General features: G+C 29.7%; 22 protein-coding genes and 1 riboswitch. Of the genes, 18 read left to right on the forward strand and 4 right to left on the reverse strand.

Going from position 1 to position 22,030, the window contains the following annotated elements; all coding sequences use genetic code 11:
• Positions 1–30: 30 nt before the first annotated feature.
• The 7 genes from T514_RS0112820 to T514_RS0112850 all read left to right on the forward strand — a co-directional run bounded on the left by T514_RS0112820 (position 31) and on the right by T514_RS0112850 (position 7,201).
• Complete coding sequence (locus T514_RS0112820; protein ID WP_051542035.1) at positions 31–939, forward strand: carbohydrate ABC transporter permease; 909 nt, start codon at positions 31–33, stop codon at positions 937–939.
• Positions 940–952: 13 nt separating this feature from the next.
• Positions 953–1,777 (forward strand): carbohydrate ABC transporter permease, encoded by an 825-nt coding sequence (locus T514_RS0112825; RefSeq protein ID WP_027625145.1) that lies wholly within the window; start codon positions 953–955, stop codon positions 1,775–1,777.
• A gap of 18 nt (positions 1,778–1,795) precedes the next feature.
• Positions 1,796–2,575, forward strand: a complete 780-nt coding sequence (locus T514_RS0112830) for a PHP domain-containing protein (protein ID WP_027625146.1) — start codon at positions 1,796–1,798, stop codon at positions 2,573–2,575.
• 12 nt (positions 2,576–2,587) lie between these two features.
• Positions 2,588–3,592, forward strand: coding sequence for a Gfo/Idh/MocA family protein (locus T514_RS0112835; protein ID WP_027625147.1), 1,005 nt, complete (start codon positions 2,588–2,590; stop codon positions 3,590–3,592).
• A complete protein-coding gene (locus T514_RS24570; RefSeq protein ID WP_051542036.1) occupies positions 3,585–4,589 on the forward strand; it encodes a Gfo/Idh/MocA family protein in 1,005 nt (334 codons plus the stop codon). The genes T514_RS0112835 and T514_RS24570 overlap by 8 nt, the downstream gene beginning before the upstream one ends.
• A gap of 23 nt (positions 4,590–4,612) precedes the next feature.
• Positions 4,613–5,671 (forward strand): Gfo/Idh/MocA family protein, encoded by a 1,059-nt coding sequence (locus T514_RS0112845; RefSeq protein WP_242850598.1) that lies wholly within the window; start codon positions 4,613–4,615, stop codon positions 5,669–5,671.
• Between the two features lie 534 nt (positions 5,672–6,205).
• Positions 6,206–7,201 (forward strand): CPBP family intramembrane glutamic endopeptidase, encoded by a 996-nt coding sequence (locus T514_RS0112850; protein WP_027625149.1) that lies wholly within the window; start codon positions 6,206–6,208, stop codon positions 7,199–7,201.
• A 123-nt stretch (positions 7,202–7,324) separates the two neighbouring features.
• On the opposite strand, the gene T514_RS0112855 is transcribed toward T514_RS0112850, so the two are convergent.
• From T514_RS0112855 to T514_RS0112870, 4 genes are read right to left on the reverse strand one after another with little or no spacing between them, the layout of a single operon-like run.
• Positions 7,325–7,648, reverse strand: coding sequence for a CGGC domain-containing protein (locus T514_RS0112855; protein ID WP_027625150.1), 324 nt, complete (start codon positions 7,646–7,648; stop codon positions 7,325–7,327).
• 17 nt (positions 7,649–7,665) lie between these two features.
• The gene (locus tag T514_RS0112860; protein ID WP_027625151.1) at positions 7,666–8,424 is read right to left on the reverse strand and encodes an ABC transporter ATP-binding protein; all 759 of its coding nucleotides are present in this window, start codon (positions 8,422–8,424) and stop codon (positions 7,666–7,668) included.
• Between the two features lie 6 nt (positions 8,425–8,430).
• Positions 8,431–9,573 (reverse strand): FecCD family ABC transporter permease, encoded by a 1,143-nt coding sequence (locus T514_RS0112865; RefSeq protein WP_084284544.1) that lies wholly within the window; start codon positions 9,571–9,573, stop codon positions 8,431–8,433.
• The gene (locus tag T514_RS0112870) at positions 9,539–10,603 is read right to left on the reverse strand and encodes an ABC transporter substrate-binding protein (RefSeq protein ID WP_027625153.1); all 1,065 of its coding nucleotides are present in this window, start codon (positions 10,601–10,603) and stop codon (positions 9,539–9,541) included. The genes T514_RS0112865 and T514_RS0112870 overlap by 35 nt, the downstream gene beginning before the upstream one ends.
• Before the next feature lie 121 nt (positions 10,604–10,724).
• Positions 10,725–10,905, reverse strand: a riboswitch (cobalamin riboswitch).
• Positions 10,906–11,055: 150 nt separating this feature from the next.
• Here T514_RS0112870 and T514_RS0112875 point away from each other — a divergent pair.
• The 11 genes from T514_RS0112875 (at position 11,056) to T514_RS0112925 (ending at position 21,999) form a co-directional block, all read left to right on the forward strand.
• Positions 11,056–11,742, forward strand: a complete 687-nt coding sequence (locus tag T514_RS0112875) for a DUF969 domain-containing protein (RefSeq protein ID WP_423219357.1) — start codon at positions 11,056–11,058, stop codon at positions 11,740–11,742.
• Positions 11,743–11,761: 19 nt separating this feature from the next.
• On the forward strand, positions 11,762–12,718 hold the full coding sequence (locus tag T514_RS0112880) for a DUF979 domain-containing protein (RefSeq protein WP_027625155.1): 957 nt from the start codon (positions 11,762–11,764) through the stop codon (positions 12,716–12,718).
• Positions 12,719–12,767: 49 nt separating this feature from the next.
• A complete protein-coding gene (gene pcp / locus T514_RS0112885) occupies positions 12,768–13,409 on the forward strand; it encodes a pyroglutamyl-peptidase I (RefSeq protein ID WP_027625156.1) in 642 nt (213 codons plus the stop codon).
• Positions 13,410–13,578: 169 nt separating this feature from the next.
• On the forward strand, positions 13,579–14,259 hold the full coding sequence (locus T514_RS0112890; protein ID WP_034869073.1) for a Crp/Fnr family transcriptional regulator: 681 nt from the start codon (positions 13,579–13,581) through the stop codon (positions 14,257–14,259).
• Between the two features lie 194 nt (positions 14,260–14,453).
• Positions 14,454–15,521 carry a hypothetical protein gene (locus T514_RS0112895; RefSeq protein WP_027625158.1) on the forward strand — a complete coding sequence of 356 codons (1,068 nt, stop codon included), beginning with the start codon at positions 14,454–14,456 and terminating at the stop codon, positions 15,519–15,521.
• A 201-nt stretch (positions 15,522–15,722) separates the two neighbouring features.
• Positions 15,723–15,950, forward strand: a complete 228-nt coding sequence (locus tag T514_RS24575) for a hypothetical protein (protein WP_207640936.1) — start codon at positions 15,723–15,725, stop codon at positions 15,948–15,950.
• A 55-nt stretch (positions 15,951–16,005) separates the two neighbouring features.
• The gene (locus tag T514_RS0112905; RefSeq protein ID WP_027625159.1) at positions 16,006–18,717 is read left to right on the forward strand and encodes a sigma-54-dependent transcriptional regulator; all 2,712 of its coding nucleotides are present in this window, start codon (positions 16,006–16,008) and stop codon (positions 18,715–18,717) included.
• Positions 18,718–18,863: 146 nt separating this feature from the next.
• Entirely contained in the window at positions 18,864–19,178 is a 315-nt protein-coding gene (locus T514_RS0112910) for a PTS sugar transporter subunit IIB (RefSeq protein WP_027625160.1), read from the forward strand.
• A gap of 14 nt (positions 19,179–19,192) precedes the next feature.
• Positions 19,193–20,485 (forward strand): PTS sugar transporter subunit IIC, encoded by a 1,293-nt coding sequence (locus tag T514_RS0112915; RefSeq protein WP_027625161.1) that lies wholly within the window; start codon positions 19,193–19,195, stop codon positions 20,483–20,485.
• A gap of 49 nt (positions 20,486–20,534) precedes the next feature.
• Positions 20,535–20,834 carry a PTS sugar transporter subunit IIA gene (locus tag T514_RS0112920; protein WP_027625162.1) on the forward strand — a complete coding sequence of 100 codons (300 nt, stop codon included), beginning with the start codon at positions 20,535–20,537 and terminating at the stop codon, positions 20,832–20,834.
• Between the two features lie 79 nt (positions 20,835–20,913).
• Positions 20,914–21,999 (forward strand): DUF871 domain-containing protein, encoded by a 1,086-nt coding sequence (locus T514_RS0112925; RefSeq protein WP_027625163.1) that lies wholly within the window; start codon positions 20,914–20,916, stop codon positions 21,997–21,999.
• The last annotated feature ends 31 nt before the right edge of the window (positions 22,000–22,030 follow it).

A 22,030-nucleotide genomic window follows, 5' to 3' on the forward strand; every position in this document is an offset into this window, starting at 1 on the left:
TAGATTAGAAATTAAAAAGGAAGTGATTTAATGCAATTAAAGACAACATCAAATACCCCTTTTAAAAAACAAAAAAAGTCAAAAGTTAATACTATGAAAATAGCACCATATATTTTTATAGCACCTGCTGTTATCTATCTACTAATTGTAACAATTATTCCAGCAATTATGGCTCTTCCAATTAGCTTTACAGATTGGTCAGCACTAACTCCAAAAATGCATTGCGTAGGGTTTAATAATTATAGAAGACTTTTGCAAGATAGTGAGTTTATAAAATCCTTAATTACTATGGCAAAGTTTTTTATATTTGTGCCCATTAATATGGTAGTTGGACTTTTAATGGCCCTATTATTAAATAATAAGATTAAGGGTATGGTGTTTTTTAGAATACTATTTTATTCTCCTGTTATAACATCAACAATAGCTGCAGCAATTCTTTTTGATTGGTTTTATCAACCAAGCTTTGGGCTATTTAATAGCATTTTGTCTTTATTTGGATTTGAGGGAATAGGGTGGATTTCTGATGCTAACACTGCTGTTATGTCAGTATTAATTTTCAAGGTATGGAAGGGTTGTGGAGCAGCAATGCTTATATATCTTGCAGGGCTTCAGGATATTTCAGACCAAGTCTTAGAGGCAGCAACTATAGATGGGGCAAACAAGTGGCAAATATTTAAGAAAATAACATTACCTCTTTTAAGACCAGCTCATTTGTACCTATTTATAACAGAAGTTATAGGAGTGTTTATGATATTTCAAGAAACATATATACTTCAAGGACCGTTAAAAAGCACAAATACGGTTGTAAACTATATTTATGACAAGGGATTTATGAGCTCAGAGATGGGTTATGCAAGTGCCATGTCATTTGTACTGTTCATAATCGTATTAATCATTACTATAATTCAGTATAAAATCATGAAAATAGATATTGAATAGGAGGAGAAGAAATATGAAACAAAATAGTAGATATAAAGCTATTACGATTTGCCTTTTAATATTAGTTTCTATTTTGGTAGCCCTTCCTTTTGTTTGGATGATATTTTCATCTTTTAAAAGAATAGATGAATTTTATTTAATACCACCAAAATTATTACCTAATAACTTTTCACTTGAGAATTTTAAAGAGCTTTTTGAAAGGGGAAATTTTGGACGATATTATTTAAATAGTATATTTGTTACATTAGTCCAGGTAGTAGCGAATATTATAGTTGTTACCATGGCAGGCTTTGCTTTTGCTAAATACAATTTTAAAGGAAAAAGAATAATATTTTTGGCAATACTTGCAACTACTATGATTCCATGGGTTGCAACAATAATACCTCTTTATATAATGGCTTATAAGGCAAAATTAATTAACACCTATTTTGGATTGATATTTGCTGGAATGGTAGATGCTTTTAGTATATTTCTTGCAAGAAATTTTATGCAGTCAATACCAAATTCTTTAATAGAGGCAGCTAGAATAGATGGAGCAAATGAATTTGATATTTTTACAAAAGTTGTACTTCCACTTATTAAGCCTTTAATAGCTGTAATTACAATAAACAAGTTTATATCAAGCTGGAATGCATTCCAATGGCCACTGTTAGTTGTAGGGGAGGACAGACTTAGAACATTGCCACTTGCTATTGCTAAGTTATCAAGTCAATATTATGACGCTTATAATTTAAAAATGGCAGCTGCATTTTTAGCAATAATACCAGTTTTAATTGTTTATATAGCTTTTCAAAAATACTTTGTATCAGGAATATCATTATCTGGTATGAAAGAATAGCTTAAAGGATGTGATAATATGTATTTTGTTGATTTACATACACATACTAAATTTTCAGATGGACAACCTGATTATAAAGAAGTGATTAATAGGGCAAAGGAAATTGGATTAAAGTGTGTGGCTATTACTGATCATTTTGATCCTTATGACCCTAAGGATGAAGTAAGAAATATTAGTGAGAAAGATTTAATAGAGTTTTTAAAGAATGCAAAATCTTATGGGTATAGTATAAGTCAGCCAGTCTTATGTGGAATTGAAACTTGCACAGATTTTAATGGTAATATTAGGGTCAGTGATAAGGTATTTAATACCTGCGATTTAATAATAACCAGTGGACATTATGTTGAATATGAAGGCGAGATAAAAAAAGGTGAATACTTTAATGATTTTTACTGGGAAAGTTATAAAGAAAAAATTATAAATATGGGAAGTGGACAAGGGGATATAATTGGACATCCTGAGGGATATTTGCCAATTGAGTCAATGATAATACCTAATACAACCACCTATGAACAGAGAAAGGAGATATGCAAGTTAATTTCGGAAAGATATTTTGATGAGAACTTTATAAATCAATTAACTAAAGCTTTAATAAAAAATGACAAAGCCTATGAGCTTCATTGTGCAACAGAAACACCAAGGATTAGCATAATTCAAAGTCTTATGAAGAAAAATGTAAGGTTAAGTGTGGGAACTGATGCTCATGTTTTACAAATGGTAGGTAGGGTAAATTGGGCTTTGGATATTTTAAAAAAGAATAATTATAAGAATCTTTTTGATTATTTAAAGTTAATATAGGGGGGGATTAATATGTTAAAGGTAGCAATAGTGGGATGCGGAACCATGGGCGGAGTACATGGAAGAAGCTACATAAATGTTAAAAACGCAAAAGTAGTGGCTGTATGTGACATAAATGAAAATAAGGGTAGTCAAATTGCAAAGATTCATAATGCCAATAATTATAATTCCTATGATGAAATGTTAAATAATGAGGATATCGATATTGTTGATGTTTGTGTACCGACCTATATGCATAGAGAATTTGCTGAAAAGGCATTGAAAATGAAAAAACATGTTTTTTGTGAAAAGCCTATTGCTTTAAATATAGAGGATGCTCAGTATATGGTTAAGCTTGCTGAAAAAATGGGAGTAAAATTTTCAGTTGGACATGTGGTTAGATTTTTCCCTGCATATACAAAGGCTATTGAAACTATTAATTCTAATAAAATTGGAACGCCAAAGCTTATAAGAACAACAAGGACAGGAGCATATCCATCATGGAACTGGAATAACTGGTATTCAAACTATGAGCTTAGTGGAGGACCTATTTTAGATTTAGTTATTCATGATTTTGACTGGATAAGGCATAATTTTGGAGAAATTGAAAGAGTTTATGTAAAAAGCTTTAATGGAAAAATTGAAGGAAAAGATCATTGTCTTATTACACTTAAATTAAAAAATGGTCCTATTGCCCATGTTGAGGGAAGTTGGGCATTTCCACAGGGAGCAATCTTTGGAACAACATTTGAAGTTATTGGTACAAAAGGACAAATAGAGTTTGATAGTCGAAGAACTTCATCTATTAAAAAGCAAACTAATAATGAAATGTATAATATGAATTTAGACACACCGTTATCATATTGGGATGAGCCATATACTTTGGAGATTCAAGCGTTTGTAGATTGCATTGTTGAGAGTAGGGTTCCAATTGTTACAGGTGAAGATGCTATAGAAGCAATAAGAATTTCATTAGCTGCTATAAAATCCTCAAAAGAAGGAAAAGTAGTAACTATAGGGGGCGAGAAAAATGAATAAGATTAGAGTTGGGGTAATAAGTTTTCAACATATGCATGCTTTAAGTTATACGGATTCACTTTTAAAACTTCCTAATGTAGAGCTTATTGGCATTGCTGATTCAGACAATTTTAGAGGAATAGAGATGGCTTCAAGGTTTAATACTAAATATTTTCAGGATTATCATGAACTTTTGGGACTTGTGGATGGAGTTGTAATATGTACTTCAAATAAGCTTCATTGCAAGATAGCAGTTGATGCAGCAAGAGCAGGAAAAGATATGCTTGTTGAAAAACCGTTTGCAACTACCTATAAAGAAGCTGAAGAAATGTTGTCAGAGGCAAAAAAACATAATGTAAGAATTATGACTGCATTTCCAATGAGGTTTAATGCATCAATTGAAGAGGCAAAGATAGCAGTGAATAATGGTGATATTGGAGACATTCTTTGTATAACAGGAATTAATCATGGAAAAATACCATCAGGCTGGTTTATAAATAAGAATGAAGCTGGTGGTGGGGCGATTATGGACCATACAGTTCATCTTGCAGATTTAATGAGATGGTTTGTTGGAAGTGAATGTAATACTGTTTACTGCGAAGGTGGAGAGCTTATTCATAATAAAGGAATAGATGATTGTGGAATTCTTACACTTCAGTTTGAGAATGGTGTCTTTGCAACAATTGATAGCAGCTGGGCTCACCATAAAAACTATACAATATGGCCTGAAGTTTTTATGGAGATAATAGGGACGAAGGGAACTCTTGAGGTCGAGGCATTTGGACAAACAGAAAGAGTATTTAGTGTTGAGGATAATTCTATAAATGATGTAGTTTGGGGAAGCGATGGTGATGAAGGATTAATAAGGGAATTTATAAGGAGTATAGAGAGTAAATCAACCCCAAAGGTAACTGGACTTGATGGAGCTAAGGCAATGGAAGTTGCTTTAACAGCTTATAAGTCACTTAAGAGTCATTTGGTAGAAACTGTTGAGCATAGATTTGATGAAAGTAAATAGTTGAGTATGATGGAAGTTTAAATATGCTTTTAAGAATTGGAGAGGTAACAATGAAGTTTAGGGTCGGATTAATTGGATGTGGAAGAATTTCACCAATGCATCTTCAATCAATAAGAATGATTGAAAATTGCAATATAGCTGCTGTATGCGATATAAGGGAATATGTAGCAAAATATACAGCAGAAAAATATAAGTGTAACTATTATACTAATTATTTAGATATGATTGATAAGGAAGCTTTGGATACCATTCATATTTGTACACCTCATTATCTTCACCACAATATGGCGATTGAAGCAGCTAAAAGAGGAATTCATGTGATAACAGAGAAACCTATGGCAATAAATTACAATGATGCTGTGGACATGGTCAATACTTGTAATAAAAATAATGTAACTCTATCTGTATTATTTCAAAATAGGTATAATCGAGGAGTACAAGTTATAAAAAATGAGATACAGAATGGTAATTTAGGTAGGGTGTTATCAGGAAGAGTTATTGTAACTTGGAATAGAAGTGATGAATACTATTTAAAAAGTGATTGGAAGGGAACATGGGATAAGGAAGGTGGAGGCGTGGTGATAGACCAAGCAATTCACTCACTTGATCTTGTAAGATATATTGTGGAAAAAAAGGCAATTAAGGTAGATGCTAGTATACGAAATAGAAATCATAAAAAGGTTCAGGTTGAGGACTGTGCTGAAGGTATAATTTATTTTGAAGATGGCTTTAATCTTAGTTTTTATACAATGAATTATTTTACAAGTGACATGCCAATAGATATTACAATTCATTGCGAGAGGGGAACAGCATCTATAATTGGGGATGAAGGTTATATTGATTATGTTGATGGAAGAAAAATGAGTATTAAACTACTTGATAGTGACAGAATCGATTATGGAAGTAATGTAAAGAAGTACTGGGGATATTGTCATTATACATTAATAAAGAAGGTGTATGAAAATATAGTTTTAGGAAAAGAAGTTGAGGTTAACGGAGAAGATTGCCTTAAAACTCAAAAAATTATAAATTCTATATATGAATCTGGATTAAGTGGACATTCGGTTTTTCTTAATAAGTAGATATACTTAAGATTAATAAAGAATTTATTAAAATAGTAAAAATATTATTTAAGAAGGTACTCCTAAGATATAAAAGAGAATCTATAGAATAGAGGTCTATTCATATAGGTTCTTTTCCTATATGGAAAACGTCCATAGATTTGTGTGAATTATAATAGATTTGATTAATTTAATCTGAGAGCAGCTAACTAATATCGAGGTAAGGGTGTAATTATAAGAACAAGCAAGAATTAATTAGATATTGTCCAAAATAAAGTGGTTAATCCAATATAAGATTTATTTTATAAAGCCAATTACGAATGCAGTTAATGTGGAATCAACGTTAGAAGATAGTTATTTGTATTTAATAGATCGTTTAAACAAATGTTATTGATGAATATTAGAAAAGTGATCATAAATTTTAGGATTATATTATTAAATTTTGAACAAGTTACAAAATATGCTAAACTGTTAACGGAAACAATTATAAATTTTAAATAGAAATAGTAAATGAGAAGAGCAACTATTAACTATATTTTTACTAGGAGGCAAAAAATGTTGGAACATAATATTTCAAACAAAGATCTTACTATATTTTTGTTAGTAACTTTTGGTTTGACCACAGGTATGGGTATTGCTATGGCATTTGTATATACTAAATATACAATGGGTGTCTTTAGTAAGGCACAGGCGTATTATCCAGCTATAGGGGTGATGATAGCTTTATTATTAAACAAAGAAAAGCGTAAAAAGCTGCCAATGAAATTTTATGGATCATATTTATTTTTTACTATTACCTCGATTTTATTTCTTTTAGTAGAGATATTTGTATTTCACAAAAACCCAGATATGTATATAGAATGCTGGATGATTGTGGGGAGTATTACCACATTACTTATGTGTTCTTTTCCCTCTGAAAAAGAAAGTCTGTATAATTTTGGATTGGGTTTTGGAAAAAATGTGAAGACATCTCTTGGGTGTATTTTGTTATTTTTTGTTTTGTATATATGTACAAATATTTTAAATGAACTTATTTTTGGTAGTGTTAAAGAAATTATTACTTTTTTCAAGGATATAAAAATATTTATGCAGTTCATATTTCTTTTACCTTTTTGGTTTCTATTCCAGTTTATTTTATTTTTAGGAGAGGAATATGGCTGGAGATATTTTCTTCAAACTGCTCTTCAACGACGCCTAGGTAAGCGAAAGGGTATAATTATTTTAGGAATTATATGGGGTATATGGCATTTACCATTAAGCCTATTTCATTATAGGGCAACAATATCTTTCTATTCTATTCTAGATCTATTAATTTGTTGTATTCCCTACGCTATATTCTTTGGATTTGTCTATATGAAGACAGAAAACATATGGACTGTATCTATAATTCATTTTTTTAACAACTTTTTTGGTGCTTTTATTTTTAACAGCAGTACGGGAGCTAATGGTTTTGGACATTTGATTTGCATGTTTATAGTTTATTTGCCTTTCCTATTTACTAAAGAATATAGGAAATATGAAGAAGAAATAGAACTTACAAATGGGTTATAATATAGTTGAGGAAATATATTAAATTAAAATCATAACAAATTAATTTTTTATGTAAACAAAGATGATATAAAGTAATAAAAAAATGGTTACAATTTTTAACTCATTGTAACCATCTTTTTTAAGTTAATGACTTCCACGAATTACTTTAAAGCCTTCGCCTTTAAGCATTTCTTCATGCTTTTCATATTCATCACATTCCACATTTATACAAAGTGCTAAATGAACGGTATCTACATTATTATTTTTAAGTTGAGTTATTTTATGATCCCAATCTTCATCTGTTCCTTTAGTTTCTTTGCAACCTTTACAATAAAAGAAGCTTGCAAGAGGTGGTTTGTTATCTTTATATATTTCAAAAGCTACTTTGCAATTGTTGTAAGCTTTAAGGCATCCTGTACCTGAACATTTTCCAATTAATTTTCTACATGCCATTATTGCTATAGCCATATACTATCATCCTTTCTTTAAATTGTTTTAAAGGTGATGTACATTGGCTCTTGATGTGCATGAATTGTACAATCCACCTCATATACTTCTTTAATAAGTTGTGGTGTTAATACTGCTTTAGGATCTCCATTAGCTACAACATTTCCATTGTGCATAACATATAATTTATCACAATAAGCTGCTGCTAAATTTAAATCATGCAGTGCTACCACTACTGTAATACCTAAAGATTTAACTAAATTTAATATTTGAATTTGATATTTTATATCTAAGTGATTTGTAGGCTCATCTAATATAAGTAATTCCACCTTTTGAGCCAATGCTCTAGCTAAAAGAACCCTTTGTTTTTCTCCACCTGATAAAGTTGAAAAGCTTCTTTTAGCATAATGAAGCATATCTACTTTATCTAACATTTCTCTAACAATTTTATAGTCATTTTCATTATCCTGTTCTAACATCTTTTTATGAGGACTTCTCCCCATAAGAACCATATCTTCTACTTTAATATCAAAAGCTATATTATTAAATTGACTTACAACGCCTAATTCACGAGCCATATCTTTTATAGGCATAGTAAGAAGATTTTTTCCATCTAAATATATAACTCCTGATTCAGGTTTACAAATACGATAAACTGTTTTTAATAAAGTGGACTTTCCACTTCCATTAGGGCCTATAATTCCTACAAATTCCCCTTTGTTAACTTTAATACAGGCGTTTTCTACTATTGTTTTTTTACCTAGTACTACATTTATATTTTCAATGTTTAACTTCATATTCAATTACCTCTCTCCAAAACTATACGCACGCTTTATTATAATATATATAAAAAATGGAGCTCCTAGTGATGAAGTTATAATACCTATAGGCATTTCCATGTTCTTAAGAATAATACGTGCTAATACATCTGCCCATACAAGGAAAATACCTCCAATGAGCATAGCTACAGGTAAATTATTTTTATGATTTGATCCAACTAAGCTTCTAGTTATATGTGGAATTACTAATCCTATAAAACCTATAATTCCACAACTTGATACTAGCACTCCAGTTAATATAGCCACTATAAGCATATATGATTTTCTATATTTATTTAAATCTATACCTAGAGTTATAGCTGCTTCATCTCCTAGAAGCATAGTATTCATGACACGGCACTGGCACAAAAAGAAAGCAGCTAGTATTAGTACAACTAAAGTTGGAAGCCACAGATTACTCCATTTTCCGCCTGTTAAACTACCCATAGCCCATTCTGAAATAGAACGTACTGCATCATTGTTATTAGTTAGATATACCATTAAATGAGAAAAAGCTGAGCATATAAGACTAACTACCATACCAGATAGCACTAATTTTACTGGGGTAATTCTTCCACCTATACTGGATAATTTAAAAACCATTATTGAAGCTAACAATGCTCCAATAAATGCCCAAAATGCCACTCCAATGTTTAAAAGTGTTCCTGTTAAAACATTGGAGCCTATTAATATAAAAAATGTAGCTCCAAAAGTAGCTCCTGAAGAAATTCCTAATATATATGGATCAGCTAAAGGATTTTGTACTGTTGCTTGCATTACAACTCCACCTAAGGCCAACCCCATACCTGCAATTACACCAAGTAATACTCTTGGTAATCTTATTTGCCATATAATATCAACAAATTGTCTTTGGATATCGGATTCTAGTCCTTTAATACTAAAAAGCTTGTACAAAATAACTTTATATACATCTGTTGTAGGTATTTTTACCGAACCAATAGCTACTGCACAAATTATTGATATTATCAAGAAGATAAATAATCCTGTTATGACTATTAAATTAGTTATTTTCACTGGTTTTAAATTTTTATGGCTTTTAGTAGTAGCTTTTGCCTTTAATGTATCTTCCATCTTATTTGAATAATTCAGAATATAATTCTTTGGCATAGCGTTCTACTGCATCAACAGTACGAACTCCGCCAGCCCATGTTTCTGCTAAACCAGTGATAATTATTTTATTATTCTTAATAGCATTTACATTAGCTAAAGCTTTATTTTCAGTAAGTATTTTAGCTAAGTTTTTATCATGAATTTCTTTTTCATCTCCAAAATGTACAAGTACAATAGCATCTGGATTAGCAGATACTATATTTTCAAGACTCATAGTACCTGATTTTTCACCTAAATTTTCTCCACCTGCTTTTAGTACCATATCTCCTACTAAATCATTTTTACCATATAATCTAAACTTGCCGTTTCCAGCATCCTCAAGAATTAATACTTTTTTCTTATTTTTAAGCTTAGATGTTTTTTCTTCTATTTTATTTAGTCTATCTCTTAAGTCTTTAACATATTTATCAGTTTTATCTTTAATATTAAATATAGTACCCAAGTCATCAATATCCTTAAATCCATTTTCTATAGTAAAATTGCCTACTGTTTTTACTGTATTACGTTGAGCAAAAGTTTTCACATTTTTTTCATTCCACTCTTTTATATCTCCTAAAGTTTTATCTGCAAATACACTTTTCCATCCAAAAATTAAATCTGGTTGTAAAGCTAGTACCTGTTCTTTTGTTGGATATTTTTCTGATGTTACAGGAACTTTTTTATATTTATCTGCTAATCTATCTAATATTGGATTATCAAGATAGCAGGTACCAACTAAATATTTCTCTAAACCTAAATCTAGCATTAATTCAGTAGTAGTCTGATTTGTAGTTAATACTTTTTCGGGCATCTTATCAAAAGTTACCTTGATTTCTTCTCCAGCAAAATTATAATTTGTTATTGTTACTGGATAATGTGACTGCTTGTCTCCTTGTTTTGCTGAAGTTTCCACATTGTTTTTATTTGTATTTTCATTATTTTTTGATGTGCTATTTCCAGAACATGCGCTTACTGAAAGCACCATTGATACAGTTATTACTCCTAGTATTAATTTTTTATATAGTTTTTTTATTCCTTTTCCTTTCATATGTATATTCCTCCTTGGTAATTTTTTAAAAATAAAAAACCCTTTAACTACAAATAGTTAAAGAGTTATAAATATGTACACAAATAAAATACAATAAACACCTCCCTATTACTCGTAGAGCTACAGTGTAAGAAAATAGGCAGGTCTTCTGACTTGAGTATTATAATTTTCTTCTGCCTTCCCATTAAAAATAGTGGCATAATAGAAGAAAACTCCTCTCTTACAGCGGCGGTACCGCGTGGGATTTTCACCCAACTTCCCTTTTAACCAAGGATACTTAGACCTATTTTTACAAAATATTCTTTTATGTATGAAATATTATCACAAAAATATTTTTATATCAAGTTAAACAATTACATAAAAACATGTGTTTTGTAGTGTAGGACACAAAAATAAATTTTATATTTTGGTATCATAGTATATAAAAATACAAAGGGAGGCTTGATAAAGTGATAAAGTTAATTGGTATTTTAATTATTTTAATAGGTTTTATCATTAAACTAGATACTATTGCAGTTGTTGTTTTTGCAGGAATTGCAACGGGGCTTGTATCTGGAATGTCATTTAATGATGTTATGACAACACTTGGAAAGGCATTTGTAGAAAATAGATATATGTCAATATTTATTATTTCTTTACCTGTTATAGGACTTTTGGAAAGGTATGGACTTCGAGAAAGAGCTGCTTATTTAATTAGTAAACTTAAATCTGCAACAGTAGGAAGATTAACATCATTGTATTTAGTAATAAGAACAGTTGCAGCAATGTTTGGTATAAGAATAGGAGGTCATATCCAGTTTATACGACCACTTATATTACCAATGGCAATGGGAGCTGGAGAAAACAGATATGGAAAGATGGACAAAGAGGATGTTGAAACTATAAAGAGTCTTGAAGGTGCTGTTGAAAATTATGGTAACTTCTTTGGCCAGAATTTTTTTGTTGCATCTGGTGGAGTTCTTTTAATTGTTGGTGTTATGAAAGAACAGGGATATATAGTTGAAGCGGTTGATATTGCTAAAGCTTCATTACCTATTGCAATAATTATAATGATTGTAGGTACTATACAATTCTTATACTATGATAAGAAATTTGATAAAAAATATAAATCACAATTAAAATCCGAAAATAATAAATAATAGTTTGGGAGGTGGATTTATGTTAAAAGATTCCTTAACAGAAATAATGTATGTTTTAATTGGTATTGTTTGTTTTTATTCAGTATATGTAACTATGAAAGATAAAAAACATCCTTCAAGGATTCCTACTGCGCTTTTCTGGGGGATTTTAGGATTAACTTTTACATTTAGTAGAATTGGACTTGTATGGGGTAATAAGAATATATTTATAAATGATACAATTGTAGGATATCTTGTTTTGATAATGGCTGTACTTTCAGCACTTAAACTTGTAAAATTTAATACATTTAGTGAGTCATCTAAAGAATTTAAAGAGAAGATGGCAAATTCTATAGGAAACAGTATATTTCTACCTGCATTAGCACTTGCAATAGTTGCTTTTATTGTAGCACAATTTTGGACAAAACAGATTGGTTCACTTGTAGCTTTAGGAATTTCAGCTTTAGTGGCTCTAATACTTGCAGTTATAATTACTAAAGGAAAGAGTAGCGAGATGGCTGAAGATAGCAGAAGACTTCTTGAAGTGGTAGGGCCTGTAAGCATTCTTCCACAGCTTCTTGCAGCACTTGGATCTGTTTTTTCAGTTGCTGGAGTTGGTGATGTAATTGCTAATGGAATAAAAACAGTTATTCCACAAGGAAATATATTTCTTGGGGTTATTGCATATTGTGTTGGAATGGCAGTATTCACTATGATTATGGGAAATGGATTTGCAGCATTTGCGGTTATAACTGCAGGTATTGGAGTACCATTTGTATTTGCGCAAGGGGCAGATCCAGCTATAGCTTCAGCGCTTGCACTTACTGCGGGATTTTGTGGAACACTACTAACTCCTATGGCTGCCAATTTTAATATAGTCCCAACAGCTATACTTGAAATAGAGGATAGAAAGAATGGGCTTATTAAGTATCAAGCACCAGTAGCAATACTATTACTTATTATTCATATTATTTTAATGTATTTTTGGGCTTTTTAAAACTATAGGAATTTAATTTTCTTTGGTTATATTTTTGGAGGTGAATAAAATGAAAGTATTAATGACAGGATTTGAACCTTTTGGAGGAGAGAAAATAAATCCATCCTTTGAAGCAGTTAAAAGAATTACTGATAAAGTATCTGATGCTGAAATAATAAAAGAAGAAATACCAACAGTATTTAAGAAATCAATTAAAGAACTTGAAAGACTAATTACTATTCATAAACCTGATATAGTTATTTGTGTGGGTCAAGCAGGTGGAAGATTTGATATAACAGTTGAAAGAGTAGCAATAAATGTTGATGATGCACGTATTGCAGATAATGAAGAAAATCAACCTGTGGATGAAAAGATTTTTGAAGATGGAGAAAATGCTTATTTTTCAAATTTACCTATAAAAGCAATGGTGTCAGAGATGAAAAATAATAATATTCCAGCATCTCTATCTAATACAGCTGGAACTTTTGTCTGTAATCATATAATGTATGGATTACTTTATTTAATTAATAAAAAGTATCCAAGCATAAGGGGCGGATTTATTCACGTTCCTTATATTGCAGAACAAGTTATAACAAAACCTAATACACCATTTATGGATCTTAATAAAATTGCAGAAGGATTAACTTTTGCAATAAAAGCGGCAGTGGAAAATAAGGAAGATTTAAATATCACATTAGGTAAGATATGCTAGACTATAATAGTATATAAATTTAAGAAGTGAATAGTTAATTTAAGCTGAACCTAAAACATTTTAGGTTCAGTTTTTTTAATATAAACTGGAATTAAATAATTTTATTTGATAATATTATGATAAAGTACTAAATTAGTATTTGAAATTATTTAAGGGGTGCTATTATATTATGTACGAGAGTTTTTTTGATAACAATAGACAATCAGTTATGAGAAATTACTTTCTAAATGAACTTAGTAATATAGGAAAAATTGTAAAGTATAAAAAGAATGAAATAATAGATATAGAAGAAGATAGTGTGGGAGTAGTTGTAGAAGGAGTAATAAGACAAAGTATAATTAGTTTAAAAGGGGATGAAAAGCTATTATACTTAATAAGACCAGGTGAGATTTTAGGTGAAATGACGTATTTTTGTGGGGGAACAGATTATATAGTTACAATAGCCAAAGAAAATTCGCAGATAGCTATAATTAATAAGGGGATTTTAGAATCAGAATTGAGTAAAAATCCTCAAGCTTATAGGTACTTTATTCATAGTATGACTAGAAAATTTAGAATAGTAATGCTTCAGCTTACAAACAATATATTTAACGATTCAACAGGAAAAATTGCAGACGCGCTACTTAGATTGTCAGCTTGTGCAGAACCTGATTCAAAAGGAAGAACAAGTGTAAATATGATATATACTCATCAAGAATTAGCTAATAATATTGGATGTTCTAGAATAACAGTTACTAAATGCTTAAATAAGTTTCAAGATGAGGGAATTATAAGTTATGAAAATAAGAGTATTATAATTAATGAACCTGATAGGTTAAAAAAATATATTAATACAGTTGTAGAACAATAGATTTAGTTAGTAGTTAGATGTTGTTTTATAGTTAAAATTTATTGTCTAGAGCTCAAAATTTTTTGGGCTCTTTTTCTTTTAAAGTTATTTTTATGATATTTATTTACATAAAAATATAAATATTATGTAGAAAAATGCGATTATTTTATTAAACCCTTAATTCTATAAAAAAATAAATTAAAAGAGGTGTTAAAATGAAAAGAAGAAAAGCGTTAATAACAGCTATTGCTATTTTTTCACTAATATTTTCTTCATCACAGGTATTAGCAGAAAAACCAGTCCCAAAAAATAATAAGGTAGAAAATATTATTGAAAGCAAAAATAAGACTAACACTGATAATAATGAGATTAAAAAAGATGATAGTAATCAGAGCAAAAATAACAGCAATAACCAAAATAAACAAAACGGTAAGCAAAAAAGTGATTTAAAGCATATTAAAACGTTAAATAAGAGATTAGACGATATTGAAAAATCTTTAACTAATATTAATAAAGAAATAGACAAGTATTTCACTATACAGATTCAGCCAGATACTGGCACAAATCAGAATACTAGTTCAGAAGTTAATAATTCTACTACTAATAATACTACTATAAATTTAGAAGAAAAAAGTAATACTAATGAAGAGGCAAAATTAAGTGAACAGAATACTTCTATTAGCGGAAGTCAGCAGACAATAGAAGATGAACAAACAAAGGAAGATGAAAAATTAGATGAAGAATTTAATGACAAATACAAAGAAGAAGATAATGGGAGATACAATAGTTTTTATGGAAAATTAAATTCATTATTAAACAAATTAGATACTATAAGAAAACAGATAGAGAAAGCTGATAAAAATAGTAGTGAATTTAAAAATATTAATGAAAGATATTTTAAATTAGTTAATGATGTTACAGCATCTATTAATAGAGTGAAAGGATTACAACAAAAGCAAGTTTCAGAAATAAGAAAAAACTATACTAATAAGAAACTTGAAGAAAAAAGAATAACAGAAACTAAAAAAGATTGGGAAGTAAGGTTAAGTAAGGGTATAAAAGATGATGAAAATAATCTTAAAAATATTAGTATATTGGATTCTAAAGGAAATGTAGTAGACACTACTATTAAATATGATGAATTAAATAAAACAATAACAATTAGTACTGAAGACGGGTTTATTAAGGGAGAATCCTATACTATTCTAATAGGTGGTGGATTACAGTCTGATTCAGGTGGCAAACTAGGAAAAAATGTAGAGAAAGATTTCACAGTAGAATAATTTGATTATTTTATATAAGGATACAAAATGTCTATAAAACACAATTGGGGATATTAGATAAGAAGGGACTGTCTCATAATGCATAAAAATGCAATATGAGAAGTCCCTTCTCTGTTTTATAGCTAAACTTTATTTAAGTGTTGAAAAACGACTTCGGATGACTCAGTACTTTACAATAAGTGGAGAAATGACATTGAAGTTATGACATCTACTAATCCATTTTTAGATTTGTATCATATGGAGGAGACAAGAGAATTTGTAAACCAAGTTATATTAGGTTCTAATTCTTCTAAAAGTTATATAATTCTTGAAAGTAAAACAGAAACACCGATAGGAATTATGTCATTAATAAATATTGATTATAAAAATCGTAATGCTGAATGCATAATTGATATTGGAGAGAAAGGTGATTTATATTATGGAAAATAAAGTATTGTGTGCTAAAATATAGTTAGAATTATAACTATAACAAAGAGGGATTTAAATGAGAAAAATTGATGAGGTATATGAGGCATTAATAAAACTAGAAAAAGATAATAAAAATCATATATCAGCTATAGATTTGAGTAATTATTTAAACATAGATAGATCTAACGTAAGTAGATATTTAAATAAGCTTTATAAAAACGGTAAAATAGAAAAAATTGATGGAAGACCAGTTCTATATTATTCTATTGAATCTAAAAATATAAATGAAAATAATATGGATAAACATAATAGTTTAGATAAAATGATAGGAGCTCAATTAAGCTTAAGAGTACCTATACAACAAGCAAAAGCAGCTATTTTATACCCACCTAGAGGATTACATACCCTTATATTAGGAGAAACGGGTGTAGGAAAATCTATGTTTGCAGAGCTTATGTACCAATTTGCTAAAGAGGCTAATGTAATCCATAAGCAGGCTCCATTTATAAGATTTAATTGTGCTGATTATGCAGATAATCCTCAGCTTGTTGTAGCCCAAATTTTTGGTGTAAAAAAGGGAGCATATACTGGTGCTGATTCAGATAAGGAAGGATTGCTGAAAAAAGCTCATGGAGGAATATTATTTTTAGATGAGATTCATAGGCTATCTCCACAAGGGCAAGAAATGTTATTTACTTATATAGATAAAGGATTTTTTAGATTATTAGGAGACACTGATAAAGTTACAGAAGCACAAGTCCAAATTATAGCTGCTACTACAGAAGATCCAGAATCTTATCTGTTAAGAACATTTACCCGTAGAATACCTATGATAATAAAATTGCCTCCTTTAAAAGATAGGACATTGAAGGAAAAGTACTATCTCTTAAAGGAATTTATTATAACCGAGTCCAAAAGGTTATCAAAGAATATATATATAGATAAAAATGCATTGGCATCTTTTTTATTGTATGATTGTCCTAATAATATAGGACAACTTAAAAGTGATATTCAGTTGTCTTGTGCTAAAGCTTTCTTAGATTTTAAAACTAAAAATCTAGACTATATTTTTATTGAACAGAGTGATTTGCCTAAAAATACAAAGAAAGGTTTTATGAAGATACAAAATTATAGGGAGGAAATAAATAATTTACTGAAAAATAAGGGTGATATTTTGGTATTTTCTAATAATACAGATGGAGAAAGAAGTGAAGCTTTAGATGAAACAGAGGACCATGAAGAAGAAAATTATTTCTATGACTCTATTGAAAAGAAATTAGTTTCTTTAAAAAATGAAGGTATGGAGGAAAAAGAGATTAATGACATATTAAATATAGATATAGAAAGACATTTTAAAAGATATATGAGTGACTTACCTGAGATTTTTCGTAAAGAGGAAATAAGTAAGGTGGTAAATCTAGAAATAGTAGCTGTAGTAGAAGAAATATTATCTATGGCCAGTAAAAAGCTTAATAAGGAGTTTGATGACAGAATACATTTAGGATTAGCACTTCATTTACAGAGAAGTATTGATAGAATAAGGCAAGGTAATAGTATATATCATCCTAAATTAAATTTTATCAGAGCTCAATATGCTGATGAATTTATGGTATCTATTGAGATAGCAAGAATTATAGATAATCATTTTAATATAGAAACTCCTTTGGATGAAATCGGATATTTAACTATGTTTTTAGCTTCTAATCAATATGAAGATGACATGAAATTTAAAGAAGCAGTAGGTATATTAGTAATAATGCATGGTAAATCTACTGCTAGTAGTATGGCACAAGTAACTAATCAATTGTTAGGAGAAGAATGTGTCCAAGCGCTAGATATGCCATTGAATATGAGAGTAGAAGACATGTATGAAATAGCAAAGAAAAAAGTTATAGAGATGAATAGGGGAAGAGGAGTTCTAATATTAGTAGATATGGGTTCTCTTACAAACTTTGAGAATATGATATATGAGGAAACAGGAATTGATGTAAGAACTATAGATATGGCTAGTACTCCAATAGTAATAGAAGCCTGTAGAAAGTCAATTATAGGAAGTGACTTACAGTCAATTTATAATTCATGTAAAAATTTGAACAGGTATGGCATTCAAGTCAACATAAGCAATAATCACTATAAAAAATTTTTAATAATAACTGCATGCTTTACAGGAGAAGGCGCTTCAGAAAAGTTAAAGGACGTAATAGCAGATTCTTTAGGAGAAAATTCAAAGTTAGATATAGCATCTCTTAATATATTAGATAAAAACGATTTTTTAGCACATATTGAAAATCTAAATAAGCAGTATAATATAATTGCTGTTGTAGGTACAATCAATATGTTTATTAAGAATGTACCATTTATATCTGCAGCAGAGATCTTAGATGGAACTGGATTAGAAAAGTTAAAGAATTTTATAAAAATAGAAGATCAGTATAATAAAATAAAGAAGTCACTTAAGGCTCATATAAATATGGAGAATGTTGAAGAGTTAATAGATATGGTTAAAATTTTAATTGAAGATATAGAAGAAAAATTAAATATACCCCTTGAAGATGATGTGAAAGTAGGGATATTGCTTCACATAAGCTTTATGGTGGATAGAGTTAAAAATGGTAGTAAACAAATTGTTTTTCATAATGCAGATAATTATATTAGTAAGTATAATAATGAATTTATAATTGTTAAGCAAGCACTTAAGAATTTAGAAAGAAATTATGATATATCTATATGTAAAGATGAGGAAGTATATATACTTAGAATGTTTATAGAAAACGGTATAAGTGTGTAATTATATGAAACAATGTAAAAGTGTGTAAATATAATTACACACTTTTTTATTATATAACTATGTTTCTACACACGTATAATGTTGGCATGTAAATTGCTCTATATAAATGTGTAGATAAATAAAAATAGGGTTAAGGGGGAGTTTTTATGAAAAGCATTTTACTAGTATGTTCTGCTGGAATGTCTACAAGTTTATTAGTTACAAAAATGAATACAGCAGCTGTAAAAACTAATGTAAACGTAAAAATAAAGGCAGTTCCAGAAGTAGAGTTAAAAAACAACATGGATGATGCGGATGTTATATTATTAGGACCACAGGTTAGGTATTTACTCAATAAAATAAAGTCTCAAGCGGAACCTAAAGGAATAAAAGTAGAAGTAATAAATAGCATGGATTATGGAACTATGAATGGAGAAAACGTTTTGAAATATGCCTTAAATTTAATGAAAGATAATAATTAAATAAGGAGGATATTATGAGAAAAATAATTGAGTTTTTGGAAAAGCATTTTGTACCTGTAGCGGGCAAAATAGGCTCACAAAGACACCTGGTGGCAGTACGTGATGGCTTTTGTTCAATAATGCCATTAGTTATTGCAGGTTCATTAGCTGTTTTAATTAATGCTTTCCCAGCTAAAGGGTATCAGAAACTTATGACAGGAATTTTTGGAGGAGAGAGTTGGAAGAATCTAGGGGGAAACATATGGAATGGAACTTTTGCCCTAATGTCATTATTAATAGTATTTTCAATAGCATATAATTTAGCTAAAAGTTACGATTCAGATGCATTTCAGTCAGGATTAGTAGCATTTGCTTGTTTAGGAATGCTTTTTACAGCATCAAAAGATGGAACTCTACCATTTACGTTTTTAGGAACCAGTGGATTATTTGTAGCTATATTTGTAGCCATTGTATCTACTGAAATATTTGTAAGGCTTGCAGCTAATCCAAAACTTGTTATAAAGATGCCTGATGGAGTTCCACCAGCAGTATCTAAATCTTTTGCAGCGTTACTACCTGGAATGATTGTTTTAGTTATATTTTCACTGTTCAGATGTTTACTTGTGACCATAGGGGTTACAGATCTACATCAGCTTATATTTGATGTAATACAAAAACCACTTATGGGACTAGCAGATAGTTTCGGTTCAGCTATAATTGTAGTATTTTTAGTACATTTATTATGGTTTTTCGGATTACATGGTACAAATATTATGGAACCAATAATGCAGTCAATTTATGTTCCCCTTATAAAGGAGAATATAGAAGCATTTCAAGCACACAAGGCAATACCACATATAGTAACAAAATCTTTCTTTGATGCTTTTGTATATCAGGGAGGAGCAGGAACATGTTTATGTTTAATTGCTGCTATATATATAGTATCTAAAAGAAAGCAAATGCGAACTATTGCTAATTTAGGAATAGTTCCATCTTGGTTTAATATAAATGAACCAGTTTTATTTGGATTGCCTATAGTCTTAAATCCTGTGCTATTAATCCCATTTATATTGATACCTTTAGTGCTAACAGTGATAAGTTATTTTGCAATTTATACAGGATTAGTTCCTAGAACAATAGCTTTGTTACCTTGGACAACGCCTCCAATAATGGGTGGATTTATAGCCACAGGTTCAATAAAAGGAGCACTTTTATGCATATTCAATTTAGTAGTAGGAATAGCAATGTACATTCCATTCATTATAGCTAGTGAAAAGATGGAAAAGAAATATGAAGTTGGAGCAAATCAAAATATTTCACAAAACTAAAGTAATTATATTAACTTAAATTTAGTAGAAAAAGGGGAGCGTTTTTATTATGGAAGAAATTATACTCAATATTATAACTTATAGTGGAGAAGCAAGAAGTTGTGCAATGGAAGCAATACAATATGCAAAAAGTGGTGATTTTGATAAAGCCAGAGAGCTTATTGAAAATGCAAATAAACAGCTTGGATTTGCTCATAAACAACAGACTACTTTAATTCAGGAAGAAGCGGGAGGAAAGAAAAGAGAAGTTTCATTGCTATTAATACATGCACAAGACCATTTAATGACCACCATGACATTGAAAGATATAGCTAATGAGTTAGTAGAAGTCTATACAAGATTAAAATAAATTTTAAGTTATAGTAAAACTCTAATAGATGATGAATATTATTAGAGTTTTACTATAAACATTACATAGGGGTGATTTTATGAGAAATTTGGGGATATCTATATATCCATTAAATTTTAATAATGAGGAAATTAAAAAATATATAGCTGTTGCATCTAAGTATGGATTTAAGAGAATATTTACATGTCTAATATCTTCTGAAGGAACGGATTTAGAGACTATAGTAAACAATTTTAAGGACATAGTTGATTTTGCCAATGAACAGGGGATGCATGTAATAGCTGATGTAGAACCATCAGTATTTGAAAGAATGAATGTATCTTATGATGATTTATCTATATTTAAAGAGATGGGGCTTTATGGAATAAGATTGGATTTAGGATTTAGCGGACTTGAGGAATCTGTAATGTCATTTAATAAGCAAGGAATGAAAATAGAATTAAATATGAGTAGTGGAACAAAGTATATAGATAATATTTTATCTTATAAGCCTAATGTAGAAAATATATTAGCCTGTCATAATTTTTATCCACATATATATACTGGGCTAAGTTATGATCACTTTATAAAATGTAGTAAACAGTTTAAAAGTTTAGGAATAAGGACAGCAGCCTTTGTAAATTCCAAAGAAGCTAAGTTTGGGCCTTGGCCTGTAGAAGAAGGAATTTGTACTTTAGAAATGCATAGAGACTTACCTATAGATGTACAAGCAAAGCATTTATTTGCCACAGGGCTGATAGATGATGTTATCATTGCAAATCAATTTGCATCAGAAGAAGAATTAAAAAGTTTAAGTAAGCTTAATAAGAACAAGTTAGAGTTTAGGGTAGAACTACAAAAAAATATTCCTGAACTTGAAAAGAAAATAGTTCTTGATGAAGAACATTTTAATAGAGGAGATGTATCTGACTATGTTATAAGATCAACTCAAAGTAGGGTAAAGTATAAACAGCAAAAATTTGATCCTTTCAATATTGTAGATATAAGAAGAGGAGATATATTAATTGAATCATCACTGTACAAAAGATATGCAGGAGAATTACAAATTGCACTTAAAGATATGAAAAATACAGGGAAAACTAATGTAGTAGGGAAAATAGTAGATGATGAGATATTTTTACTAGACTATATTGAACCTTGGATGAAGTTTGGCTTCGTAATATGATCTAATAAAAGATTACCCCGCTCTAGAAATT

The organism is Clostridium lundense DSM 17049, assembly GCF_000619945.1.
GTDB classification, from domain to species: Bacteria; Bacillota; Clostridia; order Clostridiales; family Clostridiaceae; genus Clostridium_AO; species Clostridium_AO lundense.